Origin of the sequence: Qipengyuania gaetbuli (assembly GCF_009827315.1) — a bacterium.
GTDB lineage: Bacteria > Pseudomonadota > Alphaproteobacteria > Sphingomonadales > Sphingomonadaceae > Qipengyuania > Qipengyuania gaetbuli.
In genome coordinates this window covers 15,409-38,280 of sequence record NZ_WTYF01000002.1, presented here as the reverse complement: position 1 = coordinate 38,280, position 22,872 = coordinate 15,409, and the positions used below count along the sequence as shown (strand labels likewise).

Below are 22,872 nucleotides of genomic sequence, written 5' to 3'. Positions count from 1 at the left end.
CTCGACGAAAGCTTTCCAGCCAGCGATCCACCAGGTGGATATTAGAGGAAAGCGCCTTTGGAAAAGGAAGTCGTGACGACGCAAGGATCACCGGTTATTTGGCTCGCTATACATGGCTTCCTCGTCGCCTTCGTCTGGGAAATGTTCCAGATGCCTTTTTATGAGATGGAAGCTGAGACACCTTGGGCTGCGACAAAGGTCTGCGGCGCCGCTTCTCTCGGCGATGCCGGGATCATGGTGGCGGCCGCATGGGTGACGGACAGGGTGTCCAAGGGATCGCTTTGGATGGAGAAGCCGAGCCGTTCCGCAATTTTGATCTATCTTGGCGCAGGTATCGGCGTAACCATCGCAATCGAATGGCTGGCAGTGCGGTCCGGATGGGGCTGGAAATATTCCTCGTTGATGCCTGAGATATTCGGAATTGGGCTTGTCCCCCTCGCTATGTGGATTGTTGTGCCTTCGTTATCGCTCTTCCTTTGTAGGCAAATTGTAGGAAGCAGGTCAGCATTCTAAAGCAATCTCCAGCCTCTCGTAGGTGTTGGCCCAGCATGACCGCTTTCCACCCATCTGACGACGGTTTCACCGAGCTAGCCTTGCCCCAAGAGCGGACAGTCAGCTAACTACCCGAGAGCGGCCTAATTGCGGGTCCAACCCCATCCAGCAAGTTGCGCCGAGCGTCGGAAGGTCCAGTCCTTTGATATCGGCGGGAAGATCGTGAATGCTTCTCGACAGCATTGGTTTAGCGCTTCCAATTGCGTCAAAGCGCGTTTACCCGCCAAAGACGAACCGGGGCCGAGATTCAGTGTCTCTCGCCTTAAGTTCGTGGGTCGCATTGGTTTAGCCATTCCTCTGGGGGTGACGATGGCAAGCAATGCAACAGAATTCGGTTCGACGTTTTCAGACATTTCGACTCCTGACATGGAGAAGACCGGCCCGACTGCCAATCGCATCGTGGCGCTGGATTTCGTCCGCGGTGCGGCCCTTTTTGGCATCCTGCTCATGAACATTACAGGGTTTGGGTTGCCTCATGCCTATAACAATCCGGTAAATTATGGCGGGGCCGAGGGAGCGAACCTGGTGGCCTGGCTGATCATCCAGATTGGATTTGAGGGCACCCAGCGCGGGCTGTTCTCGATGCTGTTCGGAGCAGGGATCGTCCTGTTCACCAGCCGGTTAGAGGCTAAGGGCAGGGGCGACGTTGCAGACATATACATGCGGCGCAATCTGTGGCTGGCGGCGTTCGGTATGGTCAACGGCTACCTATTCCTGTGGAGCGGCGATATCCTGTACTTCTATGGGCTAATCGCGCTGATCGTGTTCCCGTTTCGCCGAATGATGCCCAGATACCTGCTGCTGATCGGCGCGGGGGCAATGCTGCTCGGCGCGTTGTTCGCGTTGAAGAATACCAATGAATCGCTCAGCGATTACAACGCCTATCAGGCTGTGCAGGCGGGCGGCGCGAACGTTACCGGGGAACAGCAGGAGCAGGCAAAGGCTTGGGAACAGGCGCTGGAAAGGCACGAATATACTGCCGAAGAACAGAGCAAATATATCGAACAGGCGACCGCTAGCTATTCCAGCTCTTTCTGGCTCAATGCCTCCGAGACTGCCAACATGGAAAGTACGCGCTTCTACCGCTTTTTCTTTCTGGATATCTTCCCGATGATGATGATCGGCATGGCGCTGTTCAAGCTGGGCGTGTTCACGCTCGAGCGGTCGAACGGCTTCTATTGGGCGCTGGTCATCGTGGGGTACGGGATCGGTTTTACCGTCAACACGATTGAGACCCGTTTGATTATGGACGGCGGATTTGGCCTGTTGGCGTTCAACCAGGCAGCAATCACCTACGACCTGGGCCGACTGTCAACAACTGCAGGCCATTTGGGCCTGTTGCTGCTGTTCGCGCGTTCGGGTGTCTTCCAGCTGTTTCAGAACGCGCTCGCTTCGGTCGGCAGGATGGCATTCACCAATTACCTGACCCCCTCAGTGGTGTGCGCGATCTTCTTCGTGGGGTTCGGCTATTTCGGACAGCTCCAGCGGTACGAGCTCTATTATGTCGTGTTGGCGATCTGTTTGGTGCAGCTGGTGCTCAGCCCGCTCTGGCTCAGATATTACAAGATGGGCCCGCTGGAATGGCTGTGGCGTTATCTGACTTACATGCAGGCGCCTGCGCTAAAGAAGGTCGCATAAGGAGCCAGTCGCTCCTCAATTCTAAGGTCGGATCTCCACCCAAAGGCGGCCGTGATTGTGACTTCCCAACGGAGCCGAAAGAAGACCTCCAGTTCGGTCCGCGCAGTGACAAAAGTGGGAGAGGGTGGGGCGCATAAGTGCAAACGATTGGGTCAAGGCGCTTTCACCTGATTGAATTTACGCCTTGCTTGGAAGGTAATTTGGGAACGAGGTGGGTCGACGAGCATGAGCGGGATGCAGCTGCGTATAAGTTACTGTAATCCATAGCTCGTTTGCGGCTTGTCACAGGTTTTCGTAATGATGGGGTCACGTGTTCGAGTCACGTAAGCGGCACCATTTTTCGTGAACCGCAGAAAACGGCCATTTCTTGGCCACCCCACTCCTGACTGCTGAGAACTTCCGAACGAGCAACGCGCTTCCATGTCGGCTTTGCGCCCCCATTCCGGACGCTCGATCTACCAAAATTGCTTCCCGAAAGCTGCCAAACCTGTACCTGCCTAGGTACCTAAGCGATCAACAGGGTGTGAGTGCAAAGCTAGCTCTGTTCGCCTCGGAGTGCTGCTTCTGCCAGCAGCAAAGTTCCAGCCAGGCCAGCCTTATCTCCGAGCGCCGGAGACACTATCTTGTGGTTCTCTCGGCTGGGGAAATAACCTGCCCCAAGTTCCTCCGCCCGTTTGACGACCTTGTCCAGTAGCCCCGGTGTTTTCATGACCCCTCCTCCCAGCACGATTACTTCTGTCGCCATTGAAGCATAGATACTGTGACACATCTGGGCGAGATAACCCGCCACAAGATCATGGGCTTCGTGGTTTGAGGGAAGGTCCGAAAGGCTCGACCCCCAGCGTTCAAGAATCGCTGGCCCGCACGCCAGTCCTTCGAGGCAGTCCCCATGAAAAGGGCAGAAACCTGCAAAATCCTGATCGCCCGGGACACGTCGAGGGTAGATGTGGCCCAGTTCCGAATGGCCTGCTCCGTGCACGAGGCGGCCATTTATGATGGTCCCGCCTCCTATTCCAGTTCCGACCGTAACGTAGGTGAGCGAGGACGCTCCCCTCCCGGCGCCGTGGTAATACTCTGCAAGAGCCGCGCCGTTTACATCGGTCTCAAATCCGATCGGGACGGAAAAAGCCCGTCCGAAGTATCCTGCGAGGTCACAGTCGGACCAGTTGGGTTTGGGTGTCTTGAGAATATGGCCCCAGGCGGGTGACGCCTTGTCGAGTTCGACAGGCCCGAAGCTGGCAATGCCGATAGCGCAAAGCTTACCCTGTTGCTCGAACCATTCTCGCGCCTCCGCAAGGGTTGCGGATGGGTCACGGGTCGGGATTGTGTGCGTGGCGCGTACGCGGTTTGGACTTTCACCTACCGCAAGGACGAATTTGGTGCCGCCCGCTTCAATCCCTCCAAGCAGACCGTCACTCATCTTACCACCTCCATCCGAACTGGCCGGGCATCTTTGGCCTCAGGTCCGATAGCCAGCGCGCAAAGAGGCGCAGGAGCGCCTGCGAATTCGCTACACTCGTCATCTGCGCATTCGATGAAGCTGGAGACAAGCAATTCCTTTGTCACCGACCAGCTGTAGGCCTGTGCAGGGCGACCAGCAGGGTTGGCCAGTACTAGTCCAGACCCGTTCAATGGTGTGTAGGATCCGCGAAAAGCCTGGGCGGACATTCCGTATAGGCCGGTTGGCGCATGCTGCAATTCCGGCGCGAAGGTACTCGACTGAGTGGCCCAAAACGCCAGATAGCGTCCCTTGTGAAAGACGATGTGCGCGCGCTCCAACTCGTTGTTCACTCCGCCAGAATGGATGATGGGTGGCAACAAGGTCCACTTTCCATCCACCTTTTCGGCAAGTCCGATTGCGCCGGTATACTCGCTCTCGCCTGCTGGGCGCGATGCGGAAAAGACCAAGTATTCGCGCTCATCCGCCGGATCCCTGAAATAAGCAGGATCGCGATAGGCTTTGATACGTCCCGCCTCACCTTCGTGAGCATCGGCGGCGATGTAGTCCGAGGTCAATTCAGTCAGGATCGGTTGCGGGCTCCTCCATTCGATTGGCAGTCCGCTCGAGTCCGTACTGGCTGTGGTCTCGAACAAAGCCTGCTGGTAGCCACCGGGCGACGCTTCCAGTCCGGCCCCGGTGAACCAGAGCACGTATTTTCCTTGGTCCCAGATCGAGGAGCCGGACCATTCCCGCTCATATGGGCCGCCGAAGTCGGGTAGGAGAGGGCCGAGATCGACCCACTTGGCATCCTTTCGTTCAAGCAGATGTATCTTGGCCTTAAAATGCCGTCCCGAAGGATCGCCATCGTCAGGAGCGGTCAGGATCATCCAGAACTCGCGCCCAGCGATATCGGCGATGTTTCCATCACGATCCTGTACTGGCCACATGTCCCAGTAATAGAGTTCAGGCCGGGGTCGCACGACCTCGGTTGCAGACAGCTTCGGCAGCTGCGCAACCTGCAGGTTTGCTACGGCTTCGACGTGTGTTCTGGTCCAGGCAGTGGTCACAAGTTCACCCTAGAATTGCCGTCGGGAAAAAATTGGCCGGCGAACCGGGGAGGATCGGTTCGCCGGCCAATCGATCTGATCGAAGGGAGGATCAGAAATCGATGCGAACCGAGGCCGTAACCGTTCGACCTGCGATCGACCTTGCGCGCACGATGCCGTTACCCGGGATCGAACCTTCTTCGGCCTCGGTGTAGCCGAATGCGTCGAACAGGTTGTTCGCATTGAGCGACACTTCCAGACGCTCAAGCGGGCGCACGGCCAGGAAAGCGTTGACCTGCGTATAGGCCGGCAGGACGAGTTCGTTGCTGTCCTGGGTGAAGCTTTCCGTCGTGCCGATCATATTGACACCAGCGGTCAGGAGATCGTCCTCGTACTGAGCGGTGCCCTGATAGACGAAATCGGCCTGCCTGCGGGGCGTGTTGCCGATGACCGACGCGTTGAGCGCATCCACGATTTCCGAGTCTGTGTAGGTGGCGCCGCCGGAGATCGAGAACGGACCAAAGGAATAGCTTCCTTCCAATTCGACACCGATTGCTTCGTAACGGTTATCGGTCAGTTCGAGCGGCGCAATCTCGACATTGGTTTCCGCAGTCTCGGCATAGAAGACGGTACCGTAGAGGCGCAGTCCGCCGGCCTGGTATTTCACGCCGCCTTCGAGCTGGTTGACTTCGGCGATCACGCCGCTGTCGTCGCCACCGGGAAGGCTACCATCCAGCGTGCTCACGGCAGGCGAGAACAGGCTGCGGTCGGCCGTGTGCCGCCCGCCCTGACTGTATCGCGCAAAGACCGAAAGATCGTCCATCACAAGGTAATTGGCGCCGAGCGAGAAGCTGAAATAATCGAAATCGTAATTGACCGGACGCGAATTGCCGAGCGGCAGTACCGCCGTCGAAGCTTCCGCGGGGCTGATCGTGCCGTCATTGTCGAAATCGAAGCTGGTTATACCGTTGCCATAACCGCTGTCCGATCCGGTGATCGAACCGTCCGCACTACCGTAGTCATACCGGATGCTGGCATCGAGCGTGAGCGCACCGCTTTCGAACGACAATGAGGCAAAGGGCGCATAGGTGTCGTAACGCACATCGTAATTGCGACGGCAGCAATTGCCGAAGAAGCTCGCGCTGTATCCGACGACGCCATTCTGCGTGACGGTGTTGCCGCTCGCGTCGACGATATCGACCAGCACGGCGTTGCCGTCGCCTTCCACAGTCTGCACATGCGAAGTCCACAGCCAGTCGGTGTCGACATTCTGGCGGCTGGCGTAAAAGCCGCCGGTGAAGGTCAGCGCACCTCCACCGACATCGAAATCACGCGAAATGCGAAGGTCGTTCGCGATCAGGCCGAGATCGTTCAAGCGCGTGTTGAAGTTCACGATGTTGGTCAGCAACCCGTTGCCACCGATCGAGGAAGCAGTGGCGGTTTGCCCCGCATTGGGACCTGTCGCGAATACAATTGAAGAACCCGGACCGCCGATGCCATCAGCGATGTCCTGCGCGGCCCCCGCGCTGGCCGGAAACGGCGACAGGAAAGCACCTGAATTATCCGAATAACGGAAGCGGTTTGTGGCAGTCCATCCGGGGGCGAATTCGATTTCCGCTTCGACACCGAACGATTTCGATTTCACCGAAAGCCCGTCGTGGAAGTCGTAGACGGCCGGATTGTTGCTGCCGTCAAGCGTCGCCACGGTGTTGATGTAGCGGCTGTAGAGAGCATCGTCGCGCGGATCGAAGTTGGCGATGGCCTGATAGTCAGGGTCGGCGTTGGTGCCTCCGACGAATACCGGCTGTGGCAGGATGGTTGGCGTCTTGTCGTCCAGATACTTGCCGAAGAAGCGGATGTAACCACCATCGAATTCCTGCGTCAGGTTTGCACGGATCTGGCCGCCATTGCTACCGTTGTAGCCGATATCGCGCGCCCCTTGGCCAGTGCGATAGAAGCCGCCGACATGAAAATAGGTGTCGTCGCCAAGCGGTACGCCGTAATCGAAGTCGAGCCGATAAGTCTCGTGGTCGAGCCCAATCGATCCAACGATCGAACCACCCTGCTTCTCACCGGTTTTCGACACGAAGTTGATGATGCCGCCGGGCGAATTTGAAGCAAAGGTGGAGGCCGAACCGCCGCGAACGGCCTCGACGCGACCGACATTGCGATCAGCGCGAACGAAGTTGTCCGAGTTGCCGAAGATGATGTCACCGAACTCGAGAACCGGCAGGCCGTCTTCCTGGAGTTGGATGTATCGCGCACCGCCGGTCGAAACCGGGATGCCGCGCACGGCGATATTGGCATTGCCTTCACCACCCGAAGCTTCCGAGCGGATACCCGGGATCTGGCGAACCAGGTCCGCAGCCGAGCGTGGGTTCACATCTGCAATGGATTCGGAGTCCAGCACGCTCAGCGAAACGGAACTCTCGAGGCGGTTCTGCGCCCGCGCCACGCCGGTCACGATGATGACTTCATCTTCCAGAACTGGATCGCCATCTGCGGCAGGCGCCGCGTTCTGCGCATTGGCGGTGGTTGATAGGGCCGAGAGGGCAACGCCCACGGCCAGAACTGCACGAAACTTCATGGCATCCACTCCTTATCCCAAGATCGCGACGCTCTGCCGGCCCACGATTCGCTATAAGGCATAAGACGATTGCAAACGTTTGCAACCGATTTTTGCAAACGTTTGCAATAAATCTGGATTCGTGTCAGTCGAGGGAATGGAGCAGGCTTCAGACCTGCCGGGGAAGAGGATTGGAAGGTATGCAAAGCATCGCAAAACCGCGGCTTTCGCTATTGCGAATCATCGAAATGAACATCGGCTTCTTCGGCCTGCAGTTCAGTTTCGGGCTACAGCAGGCAAACATGGGTCCGATTTACGGTTTCCTGGGCGCGGAAGAGGCGACGATGCCTTTGCTATGGCTGGCGGGACCGATGACCGGATTGTTGGTGCAGCCGATCATCGGCGCGATGAGCGACCGGACGTCGTCACGGTATGGCCGGCGCACACCCTACTTCCTGATCGGCGCGATCATCTGTTCGATCAGCCTGTTCCTTATGCCGTATTCCAGCACGCTGTGGATGGCGGCCAGTCTGCTGTGGATCCTCGATGCGGGTAACAACATCACCATGGAGCCCTACCGCGCATACGTCGCAGACCGCCTCGTGCCGGACCAGCGTTCGATAGGGTTCCTTACGCAAAGTGCCTTCACCGGGCTCGCGCAGACCCTGTCCTATCTTGCTCCCACCCTGCTCACGAGCTTCGTGGCGCGAGACGTGCTGGATGCCAACGGTATCCCGGTGGTCGTGAAGATCGCCTTCATCATCGGTGCGATCCTGTCGATCAGCACTATCGCCTGGTCCGTCTGGCGCGTCCCCGAATTGCCGATGACCGATGAAGAAAAGGCGACACTGGCCGACAAACCCCTTACGCCAGCCGCTACTCTTGCAGACATAGTCAGTGCCATACGCGAAATGCCCAAGGCCATGCGTCAATTGTCGCTCGCCATGCTGTGCCAGTGGTACGCGATGTTTGCTTATTGGCAGTACATCACATTCGCCGTCGGGCGGTCGCTCTACGATACGTCCGATCCTTCGAGCGCGGCATTCCGCGATGCGACCCTGACGACGCAGCAAGCTGGTGCGCTCTACAATTTCATCGCTTTCCTTGGAGCGCTGGTCCTGATCCCTATCGTAAGAAAGCTGGGCGCACGGTTGACGCATGCCTTTTGTCTCACGGCGTCGGGAATAGCCATGCTGCTGATTCCAGGAGTAGAGACCACGGCCGCCTTGTTCATGTTGATGCTGGGTATCGGAATCGGCTGGGCAGGCATGATGGGCAATACATATGTCATGCTCGCCGACGCCATCCCGCCGGAACGCAACGGCATATACATGGGCATTTTCAACATGTTCATCGTCATCCCGATGCTGATCCAGACACTAACCATGCCGCTGTTCTATGAGCCGCTGCTTGGGGGGGATCCGCGCAACGTGTTGTTGCTTGGCGGAGGCTTGATGATCCTGGGGGCGATCGCCACGATGTTCGTCGATGCAGGACGTCCGGTGCCAAAAGTGATGCAGCCCCAGGCTGGCTAGGCTAGGAGGCTAACATGCCCGTAGACCGCAAACCTGACGACCGGCCCGTTCGCACGATCACCGATCTTGCGAAACTGGCCGGTGTCTCACCGGGCACTGTTTCGCGAGCCCTGGCGGGTAACAGCCTCGTCAATGATAAGACGCGTGAAAAAATCGAGGCCATCGCTCGCGAGCATGGGTTCCGCCCGAACCAGATGGCCAGTCGCCTGCGGCGTCAGAGAACTGGCGTGATCGGCGTCATCATTCCGCTCGGACACGAACAGAAGCAGCAGGTCTCAGACACGTTTTTCCTCACCCTTCTGGGTCACCTCGCCGACGAGCTGACCGAGAAAGGCTACGACCTCATGCTCCGCCGCGTGGTACCGGCGAGCGACGAAGACTGGCTCGACCCTTTTATTGGCTCTGGAATGATCGACGGGGTTATCGTCGTTGGTCAGTCGGATCAGTTCAACCACCTTGAAGAGGTGGCAGACGGATATCGGCCAATGGTAGTCTGGGGCCAGCACCGCGAAGGACAGCGCCATTGCGTGGTCGGATCGGATAACTTGCTAGGCGGCAAGCTAGCCATGCAGAGACTGGTAGCTGCGGGCGCAAAGCGAATGGCTTTCGTGGGGGATACGAACGCCCCGGAATTCGCGGCACGATATTCCGGGGCGAACCAAGTGGCCCAATCCTTCGGGCTGACACTTTCCGAGCTTCCTGCCCATCTCGCGACATCGGGGATGACGACCGAGGTCGCCACCTTGATGGAGAAGGCAGTCGGCAATTACGACGGCCTTTTCGCGGCGACCGACTTGCTTGCCTTGGCTTGCTTAGGAGAGTTGCGCAAACTTGGCCGGAACGTCCCGGAAGACATGAAAATCGTTGGTTTCGATGATCTTCCGATTGCACAGCAAACCGCTCCACCATTGACGACCATTCGGCAAGATATCGCAGGTGGTGCCCGTGCGATCGTTCAACTGCTTCTGAGACGAATTGCTGGCGAAGAGACAGAAAGCATCGTTATGCCGCCGACGCTCGTTGTCAGGGGCACAGCGTAAGCGAGTTGCGGCTGTTCTTCTAACAGAGGAAATTGCGGACCGGCAAAGTGTGTAAAATGCACCAAAGCCTCGATTTGCAGGCAACAGCTTCTCTCGATATCCCGCCTTCAATCTCGATCGGTCGGATATCGTGGCTGTATTTTCAAGCAGGTCTCCGAAAGCCCGTCCCAAGGTCTTGTACGGCTCATGTTGGCGCGTAGCGATGTCGTATTTTTTTCGGTCAGCCGGACAAAACCTGACAGTCCGCAATCGGCCCAATTGCTGTCGCTAGCTCCGGCGCCGCCCTTGCGGCGATAAATTGATCACAATAGCGCCACTAACCTAAGCGTCTTATGCCGAAATGTGGGTTCGGAGCTGTCACCGCTACCAGAGCCGTGTCACTAATTCGGCGACAGTGAACGCACAGTGTTAGGAGCTTGCGGTGTTCCGCAATGCCGCGCCGAGTGCTGCGACTTTGTCGTTGAGAGATTTTAGGTCGGAAGCCTCCATTCCAGTTGCTTCAAGGATGGAGGTGGGAACGCATCCGAGCGCCTCATCAGTCAACTTCGCGCCAGCCGGCGTAAGTCCAAGTCGTACGACGCGCTCATCCTGCTTGTCCCGGGTGCGCGTTAAGAGTCCTGCAGCTTCCAATCGCTTGAAGAGCGGAGTGAGAGTGTTGGATTCTAGATGCAGTTTGGCACCGAGCTCCTTCACCGTTTGTCCGTCCTGTCCGCGCAACGCGACCAAGGCAAGATACTGCGGATAGGTAAGGTCAAATCGGTCGAGCAAGGGCTTGTAGACGCGGTTGAACGCCAGCCCTGCCGCATAAACGGAGAAGCAAAGGAACTGATCAAGCGGATTGCCTTCATAGGCAGGAGGAACTGATTTCGTCATGCGATCCATATAAATCGCACACGATTTAATCGCAAGGGTTGACATTGCGAATCGCCGTTGTATTTAGGTCGCACCCGCTTCAATCGCGTGCGATCTAAATAGGAGCCCATATCATGTCGAAGTTCACCAAATCCGCAGTTTTCGCCTCCAGCGCCCTCCTGAGCGTCCTTTCGTCCGCCGCAACTGCAAACACCCTCGAGCCTTCCGCCGCCGCGTTCGCGCAAGCAGCCGCCTCGGGTCAGCCAATCTACGAACTGCCTTACGAAGAGGCGCGCGCTGTCCTGGCTGGCGTGCAGGCTGGCAAGGTCGACGCGTCGGCTGCCACGACGACGGAGGACCAGGTCTGGAAGGTCGGCCCCACCGGCCAAGTTCGTATTCGCATCGTCCGCCCGGCTGATGCATCAGGACAGCTTCCAGCTGTGCTGTATTACCACGGCGGCGGCTGGGTGATGGGAGATCGCAACACTCACGACCACCTGATCCGCGAACTGGCTGTCCAGTCACGCGCTGCAGTTGTCTTCGTCGAATATGACAACGCCCCGGAAGTCCGTTATCCCGTCAACAACGAGCAGTCTTACGCAGCTCTCGAATATGTTGCCGCGCATGGCGCCTCGCTCGGCATCGACTCCTCGCGTCTTGCCGTCGCAGGAGACAGCGCCGGGGGCAACATGGCGATCGCTATCACCATGATGGCAAAGGATCGTGCGGGACCTAAGATCAGCCACCAGTTGCTGTTCTATCCGGTGACCAATGATGTCTCGAACAATAGCTCGTATCGCGAGTTCGGCGATGGACCGTTCCTTACCCGCAAGGCGATGGATTACTTCCTCGAGGCTAACTACCCCGCCGAGAACCGCAAGGACGTTCTGGCCTTCCCGCTTCGCGCCTCGCTCGATCAACTGACCGGTTTGCCCTCAGCCACGATCATTGTGGCCGAGAACGACCTGCTGCGCGACGAAGGTGAGGCCTATGGCCGCCGCCTGATCGAAGCTGGCGTGCCCGTGGCGACGACCCGTTATGGAGGGACCATACACGATTTCGTGATGCTCAACCCGCTCGCCGCCAGCGAACCTGCCCGCGCTGCGATCGCCCAGGGCGCCCAGCGTTTGCGCTACGCCTTCTCGCGCTGAACCTGACCAACAAAGGAAATCCTTATGACCAGGATCCTCTACACCACCCGCGCTACTGCAACCGGAGGGCGTGACGGCGCGGCGCGCACGGATGATGGTGCGTTCGAAGTCTCGCTCGCAGCACCCAAGGAGTTGGGCGGCAATGGCCAAGGCAATAATCCTGAGCAATTGTTTGCGGCTGGCTATGCCGCTTGCTTCCTCAGTGCGCTGAAGTTCGTCGGCAGTCAGGGGCAGTTCGCGCAGGTGCCGAGTAATGCCAGCGTCTCCGCCACTGTAGGCATCGGTCCGCGCGATGACAAAGGCTTTGGCCTGACGGTATCGCTCGAAATATCTCTCCCGGGTCTAGAACTTGGCAAGGCCGAGGCGCTCGTGGCGGAGGCCGACACGGTTTGCCCTTATTCGCATGCCGTGCAGCGTAACATCCCGGTTCGTCTGAGAGTCTCAGTGAGCGAATGAACCCGATAATCCCCGGCTCGGACAGAGTAGTGTTGTTCGAGCCGGGACTGCATCGTGAAATGTGGACGCAGCCCAAATTGCCAAAGTTACCGTGAGGCGCGCGAAATCTCACGTGCCAGATCGACGAAAACCTTGAACGCCGCAGGGGGATTTCGGCGGCTCGGATAATAAAGGCACAAGGGCGCTAGCGCCGGTGTCCACTCATCCAAAACCTGCACCATCCTCCCCGCCTCGATGTCAGGCCGGACATCAGATTCCATGAAGAAGCCGAAGCCGATGTTTTCGAGGACGGCCATTCGAGCGACGCTTGCCTCATCGAGGATGATGGGACCGCGGACTTCGATATCCACTGGTTGGCCTTGGGCCTCGAAATGCCAGCGGTACATTGCTCCATTGGGAAGGCGCACGCGGATACATCGGTGAGAGAGCAGATCCGCTGGCACTCGCGGGCGTTCTCGATCAGCCAAAAATGCTGGGGACGCCACGACGACGTGCCGCCTGGCTGGAGTGACCGGAATGGCGATCATGTCGGACGGGACCAGGTCCAGGCTCCTCACACCGAAGTCGAAACCGTCGGCGACAATGTCAGTAAGATTGCCTTCAGTGACGAGATCGATGTGGACGTCGGGGAAGCGCCTCAGGAACTCCAAGATAAGCGGCCCCATGATTTCGCGTGCAGCAGTGGGGAATGTGTTGATACGCAATGTCCCAGAAGGCGTATCTTGCTGCGATCGAACTGTGTCCAGCGCTTGGTGGACGTCTCTTAATGCGGGCGTGACCTGATCTACAAAGCGTCGGCCTGCTTCAGTAAGTGCAACGCTGCGGGTCGTACGATTGAACAAGCGAACACCCAGTTGGCTTTCCAGCTTGGCGATTGCGCTGCTCAAGGCGCTTGTCGACATCCCCAGATCGACCGCAGCCGCTCGAAACGAACCTTTGCGACCGATCGCAAGGACGGCATCGAAATCGCTCAAGCTGTAATTGGCCATTATCCTGAAATCCCGGATAGATTATCCCATTTTATCTAGATTATCGGGACGTGAGTAAAGGCCTATCTGGATTTTGTCGAACCGGTCGGTGCTTCTCAACGAACACCAATCCGAGCTGGAGAATGATAATGCCTGTCCATTTGCCCGACGTGGTCCGCGAGTATTTCGAGGCCGATAAGACCGCAAACCCTGATGCGATCGTCCAATGCTTTGCTGAGGACGCTGTCGTTATCGACGAAGGAAATACCTACACTGGACGCGAGGCCATCCGCCAGTGGATGGCAAATGCCTCCACTCAATATACCTACACCGTCAAGCCGATTACTATCGCTCTCGAGCACGGTCGGATCGTCGTGACAGGACATCTTGTCGGTAATTTTCCCGGAAGCCCGGTCGACTTGCGCTACATCTTCGCCTTCGCAGACGACAAGATCGCCAAACTGGAGATCGTACCGTGAGCGACTTTCTATCGCTCAGCGGCAAGCGGGCGCTAATCACGTCGGGGACCCGAGGCGCAGGTGCGGCTACCGTCGCACTTCTAATGGACCTCGGCGTCCACGTTTTGACAACGGCTAGGAGCAAGCCAAGTGACATGGAGGAGGCGGACTTCGTTGCCGCCGACCTTACTTCACCGGATGGATGCGCTGTCGTGGCGCAAGCCGTGCTCGATCGCCTTGGCGGGGTAGATATCGTTGTGCATATGCTCGGCGGTTCTTCTGCACCGGCCGGTGGGTATCAAGCGCTCGACGAGGAAGAGTGGCGCAAGGAATTCGACCTCAACTTGATGCCCGCGGTGCGCCTCGACCGAGCCTTGCTCCCTTCGATGACAGCGCAAGGATCGGGTGTGGTGATCCACGTAACATCCATCCAGAGAGAACTGCCACTGCCCCAGGCTACAACAGCCTACGCTGCAGCAAAGGCGGCTTTATCGACCTATAGCAAAGCGCTTTCAAAGGAAGTCTCGCCCAAGGGCGTTCGCGTTGTGCGCGTCTCGCCTGGTTGGATCGCGACGGAAAGCTCCGTCGCTCTCGCCACACGCCTCGCAGCCGATCATGGCGTGAGCGTAGAGCAAGGAAAGCAAATGATCATGGATTCCCTTGGCGGTGTTCCGATCGGTCGACCTTCTGAACCCGCAGAGATTGCAAATCTGATCGCGTTTCTGGCTTCCGATCGAGCAGCAACCATAACTGGATCTGAGTATGTCATTGATGGCGGGACAATCCCTACGGTGTGATCGCTGCGAATATTGATTAGCCACAAACGGCAGCTTTCGAGCCTGCGCAACTCAGAAGCTGACTGTCGGCTTACGGCCCCGTTCCTGCCGTTTGTGATTGGAGACAGGTGGGGGCTCCGACTTCAATCGGAGGCTGTCGGTTCCATCGGTGCGGTGCGTGGAGGATAGCCCAGGTGAGCCTCCATCAATTTAGTGGCTAGCCGCAACGCGTCAGGCGCGGCGCGATGAGGGATCGGTGCGCGCTTCAATAGGTAGGCCAGGTGTCTATGCTGATCTGCACTGAAGCCGTGAGTAAGAACTTCGAAGTGATACACCGTGAATTGCTGTTTCCGACCTGCAGCGTCGAACAGCCTGTCTAGCCAGTCCTGATCGTATCTTGGAGCATCCGTGGCCACGATCACCTGATGACCGAGAAGGGCATTTAGCCAATCACAGACCTCGCCCGGATCATAACCGTGCTGATTTAAAGTTTGGAGCGACAATCCGTGGACTGCCTCCGAGGCCGGAGACCAGATACCACTTCTTAGCCACGAGGCCGTCGGGCGGATGATCCTTGCCCCGGTTTCGATCGGGTTGGGCTCACCTCGGACCAGCGCCAAACCAACTTCGATTGGATAGCTCCCAGAGCCCAAAGCGGAGGCTTCAATATCAAGGACCGCAACCCGCCTATCACTTCGGGTCAGTATGTCTTTCATTCGTGAGGCATCCTTTCACCTCATCCACCTTCAGTCTACCGATATGTGATGGTTTTGAAACGATCGCAGAGGGTGCCGCCAAAGGCTGATCGCACCTCCTGTCGTCTCAGTCACATCAAGCACTGCTAAGCAGGTAACTGTCGTATGCTATGGACGTGGGAGCAAAATTTCCCAATGATTTGAGTGCCCATTTTTGTCGTCTATGGGGCACCACTTTCCAAATTAGTAGCGAACAGTCGGGTGCACCGCGATGTCGGGGCCGATGGCATGTTTTGGCCTATCGGTCCCGAACGCGCTGTCGAGCCTCTACACGATGCCTTCCGCTAATCCCGTGCAGCCTCCAATGGTCTCCTACCGGTCGTGCTCGCGGGTCAGCCTCGGACTCACTCTCCCACCGGATTGCCCTCGGTATCCAATTCGATGAACTCGCCGGGCAGGCCCGCAGCGAATTCTTTTACTGCCGAGCGTTGGGTTTCCCCGTCGCCGACCACGACCCAGATCATTTCTTCCGGATCGAACCATTCCTGCGCGGTCTTGCGGAAATCTTCCACGGACATGGCGAGTAGCCGCTCTTGGCGTTCTTCGACCAGAAGGTCCGACAAGCCGTATTTAGCCATCTCGGCAATGAGCCCGAGCTTGGCACCCAGGCTTTCCTGCGATCGCGCCGTGTCCTTGATGATCTGGTTGCGAGTAAGATCCGCTTCGGCCTCGCCGAAGTTCTGGCCGTAGGCTGCTACCATGTCGCGAATGATCTCTAGCGACGGGCCTGTCGCATTGGCGCGCACACTGGTCTGTACGCCCCATGGCTGAGTGACACGGCCGCCGCTTACAGCAGAATAGGCACCGTAAGTGTAGCCCTTCTCGATACGCAGCATCTGCGCCAGGTCGCCGCCGATGGAGCCGCCGAGCTTCTGGTTCGCGAACTCGATCCGTTCGTGCTCGAGGCTGTCGGACGCGACCGTCAGACGTCCGGCGCGGATGACGCTCTGCTTCGAACCCGGCACGTCGATGAAGTAGACGTTGCCTGCCACGCCTGTATCCGCGGCAGGCGCCAGTTTGATTGGGGCTTCGTCCCGCGCGAGCGAGCCTGCCAGCGGCGCGAAGGCCGCGGTCGCTGCTGCTTCGCTCACATCGCCTGCGACGTGTATGCGTACGCCGTTGGAGCCGAGCGCGGCGTGGCGATCGCGCAGAGCCTGGAGGTCGATCCCCTCGACCGTCTCGATGGTTCCGATCGCGCGGCGACCCTCCGGGTGGTCGCCGTACGCCAGGGCATTGAAAGCGAGGGCCGCAATCGCAGCAGGATTGGCCTGCGCGCTACGAATGGCAGACAACTGCTTGTCGCGTGCACGCGACAGAGCTTCAGGGGTAAAGCGCGGTGTCGCGATGATTTCCGACAACACCTCGACCACCGCAGGCAGGTTGCGCGCGAGAGTGGTCCCGCTGATGGAAACCCCGTCGGAGTTCGCACCTACCGAATAGCCGGCACCGAGGCGTCCCAGGGCCTGCTCGATTTCCGCAGCACTGCGCGTGGCGGAGCCTTCTTCCATCAGACTGGCGAGCAGGGCCGTCGTCCCGAGGCCTTCATCCGTGTCGAGCCGTGTCCCGCCTTCGAACGTGATGATGAAGGAAGCCACGGGGGTCTCGTCGAAGGTCGTGCCGATAAGCGAGACGTTCTTCGCAAGATCGGCTTTCCAGGTCGGAACCGTCTTCGACAGCGGCAATTCGCCGAAAGCCGGCTCGGACCTGTCGTATTTGGTGGGCGTCTTCGCGAACTCCGCCGCTTCACCCTGGCTCACTTCCTCGTCGGCGCTGCCTTCGCCGACTTCCTCGATCCAGACCTTGGCGACTTCGCTCTTGTCGACGGCGAGCGCGGCTTCGCCCTTGGGCACGAAGCTGGTGATGACGCGCGGCTGTCCGGCGACGTGCGCGGCAAATGCACGCTCGATATCGGATGTATCGAGGGACCGGACGTCGGCGAGGGTCTTAAGGATGTATGCCGGATCTCCGGCAAATTCGTTGCCGATAGCCAGCGCCTCTGCCTTGCCGCGCACTGTGGAGAGCTGGTTGTAGAGGCCGGTTTCGGATTCGGCCTGGATGCGAAGCAGCTCGCCTTCGGGAATCCCTTGGGCCGCGATTTCGGCAAGGCCGGCGTCGACCGCGGCCAGGACGGCATCGAGGTCGGTGCCTGCATTGGCGCGAACCAGGATCGCGAGTTCCCCGGCCAGTTCCTCGGCCCGGTGGAACGAGAATACGTTGGCGGCCAGCCCGCCTTCGACAACCTGGCGGTAGAGCGGGGAGGCTTTCGAGCCTAGATAGTTGGCGAGCACGTTCAGTGCCATTTCGTCCCCGTCGAACTGGGCCGGGGTGGGGTACACAAGGCGTAGTTCTGGAAGCTTGGCGAAATTGTCCTCGAACATCAGCCGCGCTTCGGCATCGAGCTCTACCGGACGGGGAGTGGCGTCGGGAACGTCGGGCCCGCGCGCAATCTCTCCGAACCAGCGTTCGACCTTGGCCTTGGTCTCGGCAATATCGATGTCGCCCACAATCGCGAGCGTCGCATTGTTCGGGCCGTAGTAAGCATCATAGAACTCGCGCACGTCGGCCAGCGTTGCCGCCTGCAGGTCGGGCAGTGATCCGATGACGGTCCAGTTGTAGGGGTGGTCTTCCGGATAGAGCGCGCCGGCGACGACTTCCCCGACATAGCCGTAAGGCGCATTGTCGACCCGTTGGCGCTTCTCGTTCTTGACGACCTGCTTTTCGCGCTCGAGCGCGTCTTCGGTGACAGTATTGATCATGAAGCCGAGGCGGTCGGAATCGATCCACAGCAGCTTGTCGAACGCGTCGATCGGGACGGTCTCATAATAGACCGTGCGGTCGCGGGTCGTGTAGCCGTTGCGATCGCCGCCCCATGCAGGGATATCGCGGCGATTGGCGCCCTGCGGCACGTTCTCGGAATCGTTGAACGCCATGTGTTCGAAGAAATGCGCAAAGCCCGTGCGCCCCGGTTTTTCGCGGGCGGAGCCGACATGAGCCACGGTCATCAGCGAGACGATCGGATCGGAATCGTCCACCGCGAGGATGACTTCCAGCCCGTTGCCCAGAACGAACTTCTCATAGTCCAGTCGCACTTCGCCAGCGGCATCTGCAGTAGAGGCCTGTTGCGATGTGTCCGGTGCCCCCGCGCTCTCCTGTGCATTGGCTTGGCTGGTCGCCAGAGCGATGGCGGAAACGGCGAGAACGAGTTTGTTGCGCATGAAAATCCCTTCTGTTGTCAGAAGGCTAACCGAATGAATCGGGTTTTGCGAGGCGTTGGACTGGTTTTTCCAATCCTTGGCCCGAAAGGAATTCGCACGGCGCGAAGAATAGGCCGAGCAAAGCATCACATGAGCGGCAAAGGCTTGCCTCGCTTTATTCGTCGCGCAGCCAAAAGGGGGCTCACCGGACATTGGTCCGATGGCCCCATTGGCCGGTTTAGACGCTTTCCGGAACTGAAGGCCTGAATGCCTTCAGCGGATTCAGGCCAGCGAGACGTGCCGTTTCAGGTGATGGTCGACGTTGCCGAATTCCGATTCGAAGATCGTCAGGCGCTTGAAGTAGTGGCCGATCGCATATTCGTCGGTCACACCGTTGCCGCCGTGGATCTGGATCGATTCCTGTCCGACAAGACGGGCCGCTTGGCCGACACCGACCTTGGCGGCGGACACCGCGCGCTTGCGCTCCCTTTCGTCTGCTTCCAGCTTCAGCGTCGCGAGATAGGTCAGCGAAACCGACTGCTCGTAAGCGGTGTACATGTCGACCATGCGGTGCTGGAGCACCTGGAACTTGCCGATCGGCACGCCGAACTGCTTGCGCTGGCGGGAATATTCGACGGTCATGGCATGAGCTACCTTCATGGCGCCGCAAGCCTCGGCGCATTGCGCGGCGATCGCCTCGTCGGTGACTAGCTCGATCAGGGGAAGGGCAGCGCCCTCGTCGCCGATCAGCGCATCGCCGGGCACCGAGACGTTTTCGAAGTAGACTTCCGATGCGCGGCGGCCGTCGACGGTCTCGTAGTCCCGCGTCACGATGCCGTCGGCCGATTTGTCGACGATGAAAACGCTGACGCCTTCGCGGTCGCGGCGGTCACCGCCGGTGCGGGCGGTGACGACGAGGTGGCTTGCCCAAGGGGCGCCGATGACGACGGCCTTGTGGCCGTTGAGGACGTATCCGCTTCCGTCCTTCTTCGCGGTGGTTTCGAGATCGGCAAAGTCATAGCGCCCGCGCGGTTCGGCATAGGCAAACGCGAAAATGCGACTGCCGTCGATGATCGCCGAGAGATGTTCCTCGCGCTGGGCCTCGCTTCCGGCATGCTTCAGGAAGCCGCCGGCGCAAACCACGGTGGGAACGAAGGGTTCGACCACGAGGCCCTTGCCGAATTCTTCCATCACGATCATCGCGTCGACCGCGCCGCCGCCGAAACCGCCGACGTCCTCGCTGAAGGGCATGCCGAGGATGCCGAGTTCGGCCAGCTGGGCCCAGACTTCAGGCCGCCAGCCCGCATCGCTCGCGATGGCCGCGCGGCGGCTTTCCCAGTCGTATTGTTCGCGGACCATGCGCGAAAGTCCGTCGCGCACCATGTCCTGTTCTTCGGTGAAGTTGAAATCCACGGGTCTCTCTCCGCTGGTACCTCGAGCCTTACAGGCCGAGGATCATTTTCGTGATGATGTTGCGCTGGATCTCGTTCGATCCGCCATAGATGGAGGTCTTGCGCATGTTGAAATAGGTCGCGGCAGAGTGGTGCGCGTATTCCGGCCCGATCGGATATTCGTTCGATCCGGTGTCGTTAGCGATGCTGCCGTAATAGGGCGTGCCGTAGCTGCCGACCGCCTCGAGCGTGAGTTCGGTCAGGCGCTGCTGAATCTCGGTGCCCTTGATCTTGAGGATCGAGCTTTCGGGCCCCGGTCCCTTGCCAGCCTGTTCCCCGGCCAGCGTGCGCAGTTCGGTGATCTCGAGCGCGGCGAGATCGATTTCCAGCTGGCTGACCTTGCGCGCAAAATCGAAATCCTCGATCAGCGGCTGGCCGTCGAGTGTTTCCTCCGCCGCGATTTCGCGCAGCTTTTCGACGCCGCGCTTGGAACGGGCGACCCCGGCAATTCCGCTGCGTTCGTGGGCAAGCAGGAACTTGGCGTAGGTCCAGCCCTTGTTCTCCTGGCCGACGAGGTTCTCGACCGGCACGCGCACGTCGGTCAGCCAGGTCTCGTTGACCTCGTAGCCCCCGTCGAGAAGCTTGATCGGCTTCACTTCGACGCCGGGCGTCTTCATGTCGACGAGGATGAAGCTGATGCCTTCCTGTGGCTTGTCGGCATCGGGATCGGTGCGGCACAGGAAGAAGCCCCAGTCGGCATATTGCGCCAGCGTGGTCCAGGTCTTCTGGCCGTTGATGACGTAGTGATCGCCGTCGCGGACTGCCGTGGTCTTCAGCGAGGCGAGGTCCGAACCGGCGCCCGGTTCGGAATATCCCTGGCACCACCACACGTCGCCGCTGCGGATGCCGGGCAGGTGCTTCGCCTTCTGCTCTTCATTGCCGAAGGTGTAGATGACCGGGCCGACCATCGCCACGCCGAACGGGAGCGGCATGAACGCGTTCACGCGGGCGTTCTCTTCCGACCAGATATAGCGCTGGGTCGGCGTCCATCCCGTGCCGCCATATTCCACCGGCCAGGCCGGTACGGACCAGCCTTTTTCGCCGAGGATCTTGTGCCAGGCGACCATGTCTTCGGGCGACATGTCCTCGCGCATCCCGAAATCGGCGAGATGGGCGGGATAGTTCTGCGAGATGAAGGCGCGCACTTCGTCGCGGAAGGCTTTTTCCTCGGGGGTGAATTCGAGATTCATTGGCTCAGGCTCCGATATCCGTTCTGTCCGGCCAGCCCTGTAAGGGCCAGCTCCTGCCGGCTTTCGAATCTCACGTAATGGAAGGTTCGAGCAAATCGCAACCGTTACGCAACGGAAGGTGCAAGATTCCTTCCCGGTTTCGGGCGCCGGGAACCGGATTCGTGCGGATTAGCCCGAGGCTATTCCATAACCTGCGCCAGCATGGCCTGCATCGTGGCGCGCTGTTCCGGGTCTTGCACGACGGCCAGCGATCGTTCGATCACCGATGGCGGATCGAGCCTGCGGGCCATGGTCCGAGCTTCCTCGGGCCTGCCCATCGCCGCCAGGCACAATGTCAGGCCGAAAATGCCGGGACTGTGATCGGGCGCAAGGTGCAGCGATTCCGATAGCACCATATGCGCTTCGTCCAGCCGTCCCAGCCCGACGAGGCACAGGCCCTTGCCCGAAAGCAGGCCGTAGCGCCGCGCGGAATGGGGATCGAGCCTCAGCGATTCCTCGAAATGCTCGATGCCTTCTTCCGGTCGACCGGCGGCCAGCGCAGTCCATCCGGCGTAGAGGCGGGTGAGGGCCGAGCCGGGATTTACCTCCAGCGCGCGGCCAATGAGGCGCTCCGCCGTGGGCAGGTCTTCGCCGAGCGCCACGAGCACCCCGGCACCGTGGGCAAGCACATAGGTGTCCTCTCCCCGCAGGCGCAGGGCGAGGTCAAGGTAACGATGCGCCTTTTCCCGGTGCTCCTCGCCGTTCTCGTCCCATTGCGAATTGTAATAGACCGCATGGCTCATCGCGAGAATGACTGCGGCCCACGCGAATTTCGGGTCGAGACGCAGTGCTTCCTCGGCTGCCTCGATCGCGACTTCCATGTCTTCGCGGTCCCAGCTCATGGTGGCGGCATTGGCCCGCAGGAAGAGCTCGTAGGCGCTGGGAGAACTGGTCGGCCGCTCCACCGCGCGGCGGGTTTCGAGCGCCTCGATCGTAGCGTCGATCGCGCTGGCGACCGAATTGGCGATCCGGTCCTGTAGTTCGAAGACATCCTCCAGCTCGTCGTCGAAGCGCCCGGCCCAGACCTGCGCCCCGCCTTCTCCGTCGATCAGCGACACTGCGATGCGAACTCTTCCGCTGGCCCTGCGCACGCTGCCTACGAGCAAGTAGCGCACCCCCAGTTCGAGCGCGATTTCCGGCAGGGGCAACGTGCTGTCGCGGTAGACCCTGCTAGTCGAAGCTCCGAGAACGAAGAGGACATTGAACCGCGAGAGGACGGTGGCGATTTCCTCGACGATGCCGTCGGCAAAATACTCGTCGCTCTCGTGCGGCGAGAGATCCTTGAAGGGCAGGACGGCGATGCTCGGGATGGTTGCCTTTTGGTTGCCTGCAGCAGGCCGGGGCAAGGCCTTGGGCACCGGCTCGCCCGCTTCGGCCAGTTCCTCGATAGTCGCCAATAGTCGGTGCCAGGCGGGGCTTTCCTTGCCGTCCCATCCGCTCATGTCGAGGCAGTGGATCTGGTTGAAGGGGAGGGGCGGCTGCGCTCCGTCGAGCGTGACTTGGACCAGCTTGCCATCCTGCCGGGCTGTATCCGCTTCCGCACGCACCCATTGCGACCGCGCGGCTGCCGATGACCAAAGCGCCACGACCGCTTCGGCATCGCGCAGGCGCTCCTCGATTACTTCGGCATAAGCACGGTGCGCGGGAAGCTGGTCGTCGCGCCAGACCGTGTAGCCCTGGAGACGCAGCATCTCCGCCAGCAATCGCGCCTTGCGCTCGTCCGCCCGGGCATAGGAAATGAAGATCCCGCTCATGGAATGCCGA

18 protein-coding genes are annotated in these 22,872 nt (G+C 59.5%); 8 read left to right on the top strand and 10 right to left on the bottom strand.

Annotated features, from left to right (window positions below):
• Positions 1 to 57: 57 nt before the first annotated feature.
• Both GRI42_RS00225 and GRI42_RS00220 read left to right on the top strand, forming a co-directional pair.
• Positions 58 to 513, top strand: coding sequence for a hypothetical protein (locus GRI42_RS00225; protein WP_160606074.1), 456 nt, complete (start codon positions 58 to 60; stop codon positions 511 to 513).
• Between the two features lie 405 nt (positions 514 to 918).
• Positions 919 to 2,190 carry a DUF418 domain-containing protein gene (locus GRI42_RS00220; RefSeq protein ID WP_234033740.1) on the top strand — a complete coding sequence of 424 codons (1,272 nt, stop codon included), beginning with the start codon at positions 919 to 921 and terminating at the stop codon, positions 2,188 to 2,190.
• A 535-nt stretch (positions 2,191 to 2,725) separates the two neighbouring features.
• Here the strand turns inward: GRI42_RS00220 and GRI42_RS00215 are convergent.
• The 3 genes from GRI42_RS00215 to GRI42_RS00205 all read right to left on the bottom strand — a co-directional run bounded on the left by GRI42_RS00215 (position 2,726) and on the right by GRI42_RS00205 (position 7,264).
• A complete protein-coding gene (locus tag GRI42_RS00215) occupies positions 2,726 to 3,610 on the bottom strand; it encodes an ROK family protein (RefSeq protein WP_160606072.1) in 885 nt (294 codons plus the stop codon).
• A complete protein-coding gene (locus GRI42_RS00210; protein WP_160606071.1) occupies positions 3,607 to 4,698 on the bottom strand; it encodes a glycoside hydrolase family 68 protein in 1,092 nt (363 codons plus the stop codon). The genes GRI42_RS00215 and GRI42_RS00210 overlap by 4 nt, the downstream gene beginning before the upstream one ends.
• 91 nt (positions 4,699 to 4,789) lie before the next feature.
• Positions 4,790 to 7,264 (bottom strand): TonB-dependent receptor domain-containing protein, encoded by a 2,475-nt coding sequence (locus tag GRI42_RS00205; protein WP_160606070.1) that lies wholly within the window; start codon positions 7,262 to 7,264, stop codon positions 4,790 to 4,792.
• 179 nt (positions 7,265 to 7,443) lie between these two features.
• On the opposite strand from GRI42_RS00205, the gene GRI42_RS00200 reads away from it, so the two are divergent.
• Together GRI42_RS00200 and GRI42_RS00195 are read left to right on the top strand one after the other, a co-directional pair.
• Positions 7,444 to 8,778: an MFS transporter gene (locus GRI42_RS00200; RefSeq protein WP_160606069.1), complete on the top strand. Its 1,335-nt coding sequence runs from the start codon at positions 7,444 to 7,446 to the stop codon at positions 8,776 to 8,778.
• A gap of 14 nt (positions 8,779 to 8,792) precedes the next feature.
• Positions 8,793 to 9,818, top strand: a complete 1,026-nt coding sequence (locus tag GRI42_RS00195; protein ID WP_160606068.1) for a LacI family DNA-binding transcriptional regulator — start codon at positions 8,793 to 8,795, stop codon at positions 9,816 to 9,818.
• Positions 9,819 to 10,226: 408 nt separating this feature from the next.
• On the opposite strand, the gene GRI42_RS00190 is transcribed toward GRI42_RS00195, so the two are convergent.
• Positions 10,227 to 10,691 (bottom strand): MarR family winged helix-turn-helix transcriptional regulator, encoded by a 465-nt coding sequence (locus GRI42_RS00190; RefSeq protein WP_160606067.1) that lies wholly within the window; start codon positions 10,689 to 10,691, stop codon positions 10,227 to 10,229.
• A gap of 113 nt (positions 10,692 to 10,804) precedes the next feature.
• On the opposite strand from GRI42_RS00190, the gene GRI42_RS00185 reads away from it, so the two are divergent.
• Together GRI42_RS00185 and GRI42_RS00180 are read left to right on the top strand one after the other, a co-directional pair.
• Entirely contained in the window at positions 10,805 to 11,821 is a 1,017-nt protein-coding gene (locus tag GRI42_RS00185) for an alpha/beta hydrolase (RefSeq protein ID WP_160606066.1), read from the top strand.
• Positions 11,822 to 11,845: 24 nt separating this feature from the next.
• Positions 11,846 to 12,277 carry an organic hydroperoxide resistance protein gene (locus GRI42_RS00180; protein ID WP_160606065.1) on the top strand — a complete coding sequence of 144 codons (432 nt, stop codon included), beginning with the start codon at positions 11,846 to 11,848 and terminating at the stop codon, positions 12,275 to 12,277.
• 86 nt (positions 12,278 to 12,363) lie between these two features.
• On the opposite strand, the gene GRI42_RS00175 is transcribed toward GRI42_RS00180, so the two are convergent.
• Positions 12,364 to 13,266, bottom strand: a complete 903-nt coding sequence (locus GRI42_RS00175; protein ID WP_160606064.1) for a LysR family transcriptional regulator — start codon at positions 13,264 to 13,266, stop codon at positions 12,364 to 12,366.
• Between the two features lie 128 nt (positions 13,267 to 13,394).
• Here GRI42_RS00175 and GRI42_RS00170 point away from each other — a divergent pair, with 128 nt between their 5' ends.
• The gene (locus tag GRI42_RS00170; RefSeq protein WP_160606063.1) at positions 13,395 to 13,724 is read left to right on the top strand and encodes a nuclear transport factor 2 family protein; all 330 of its coding nucleotides are present in this window, start codon (positions 13,395 to 13,397) and stop codon (positions 13,722 to 13,724) included.
• On the top strand, positions 13,721 to 14,500 hold the full coding sequence (locus GRI42_RS00165) for an SDR family oxidoreductase (protein WP_160606062.1): 780 nt from the start codon (positions 13,721 to 13,723) through the stop codon (positions 14,498 to 14,500). The genes GRI42_RS00170 and GRI42_RS00165 overlap by 4 nt, the downstream gene beginning before the upstream one ends.
• 122 nt (positions 14,501 to 14,622) lie before the next feature.
• Here the strand turns inward: GRI42_RS00165 and GRI42_RS00160 are convergent, their stop codons facing one another.
• The 5 genes from GRI42_RS00160 to GRI42_RS00140 all read right to left on the bottom strand — a co-directional run bounded on the left by GRI42_RS00160 (position 14,623) and on the right by GRI42_RS00140 (position 22,862).
• Complete coding sequence (locus GRI42_RS00160; protein WP_160606061.1) at positions 14,623 to 15,195, bottom strand: 3'-5' exonuclease; 573 nt, start codon at positions 15,193 to 15,195, stop codon at positions 14,623 to 14,625.
• A gap of 383 nt (positions 15,196 to 15,578) precedes the next feature.
• Positions 15,579 to 18,449 carry a M16 family metallopeptidase gene (locus tag GRI42_RS00155; RefSeq protein WP_199800374.1) on the bottom strand — a complete coding sequence of 957 codons (2,871 nt, stop codon included), beginning with the start codon at positions 18,447 to 18,449 and terminating at the stop codon, positions 15,579 to 15,581.
• 261 nt (positions 18,450 to 18,710) lie between these two features.
• On the bottom strand, positions 18,711 to 19,841 hold the full coding sequence (locus GRI42_RS00150; protein ID WP_160606060.1) for an acyl-CoA dehydrogenase family protein: 1,131 nt from the start codon (positions 19,839 to 19,841) through the stop codon (positions 18,711 to 18,713).
• Positions 19,842 to 19,869: 28 nt separating this feature from the next.
• Positions 19,870 to 21,069: an acyl-CoA dehydrogenase family protein gene (locus GRI42_RS00145; protein ID WP_160606059.1), complete on the bottom strand. Its 1,200-nt coding sequence runs from the start codon at positions 21,067 to 21,069 to the stop codon at positions 19,870 to 19,872.
• A gap of 179 nt (positions 21,070 to 21,248) precedes the next feature.
• A complete protein-coding gene (locus GRI42_RS00140; protein ID WP_160606058.1) occupies positions 21,249 to 22,862 on the bottom strand; it encodes a TIR domain-containing protein in 1,614 nt (537 codons plus the stop codon).
• Between the last annotated feature and the right edge of the window lie 10 nt (positions 22,863 to 22,872).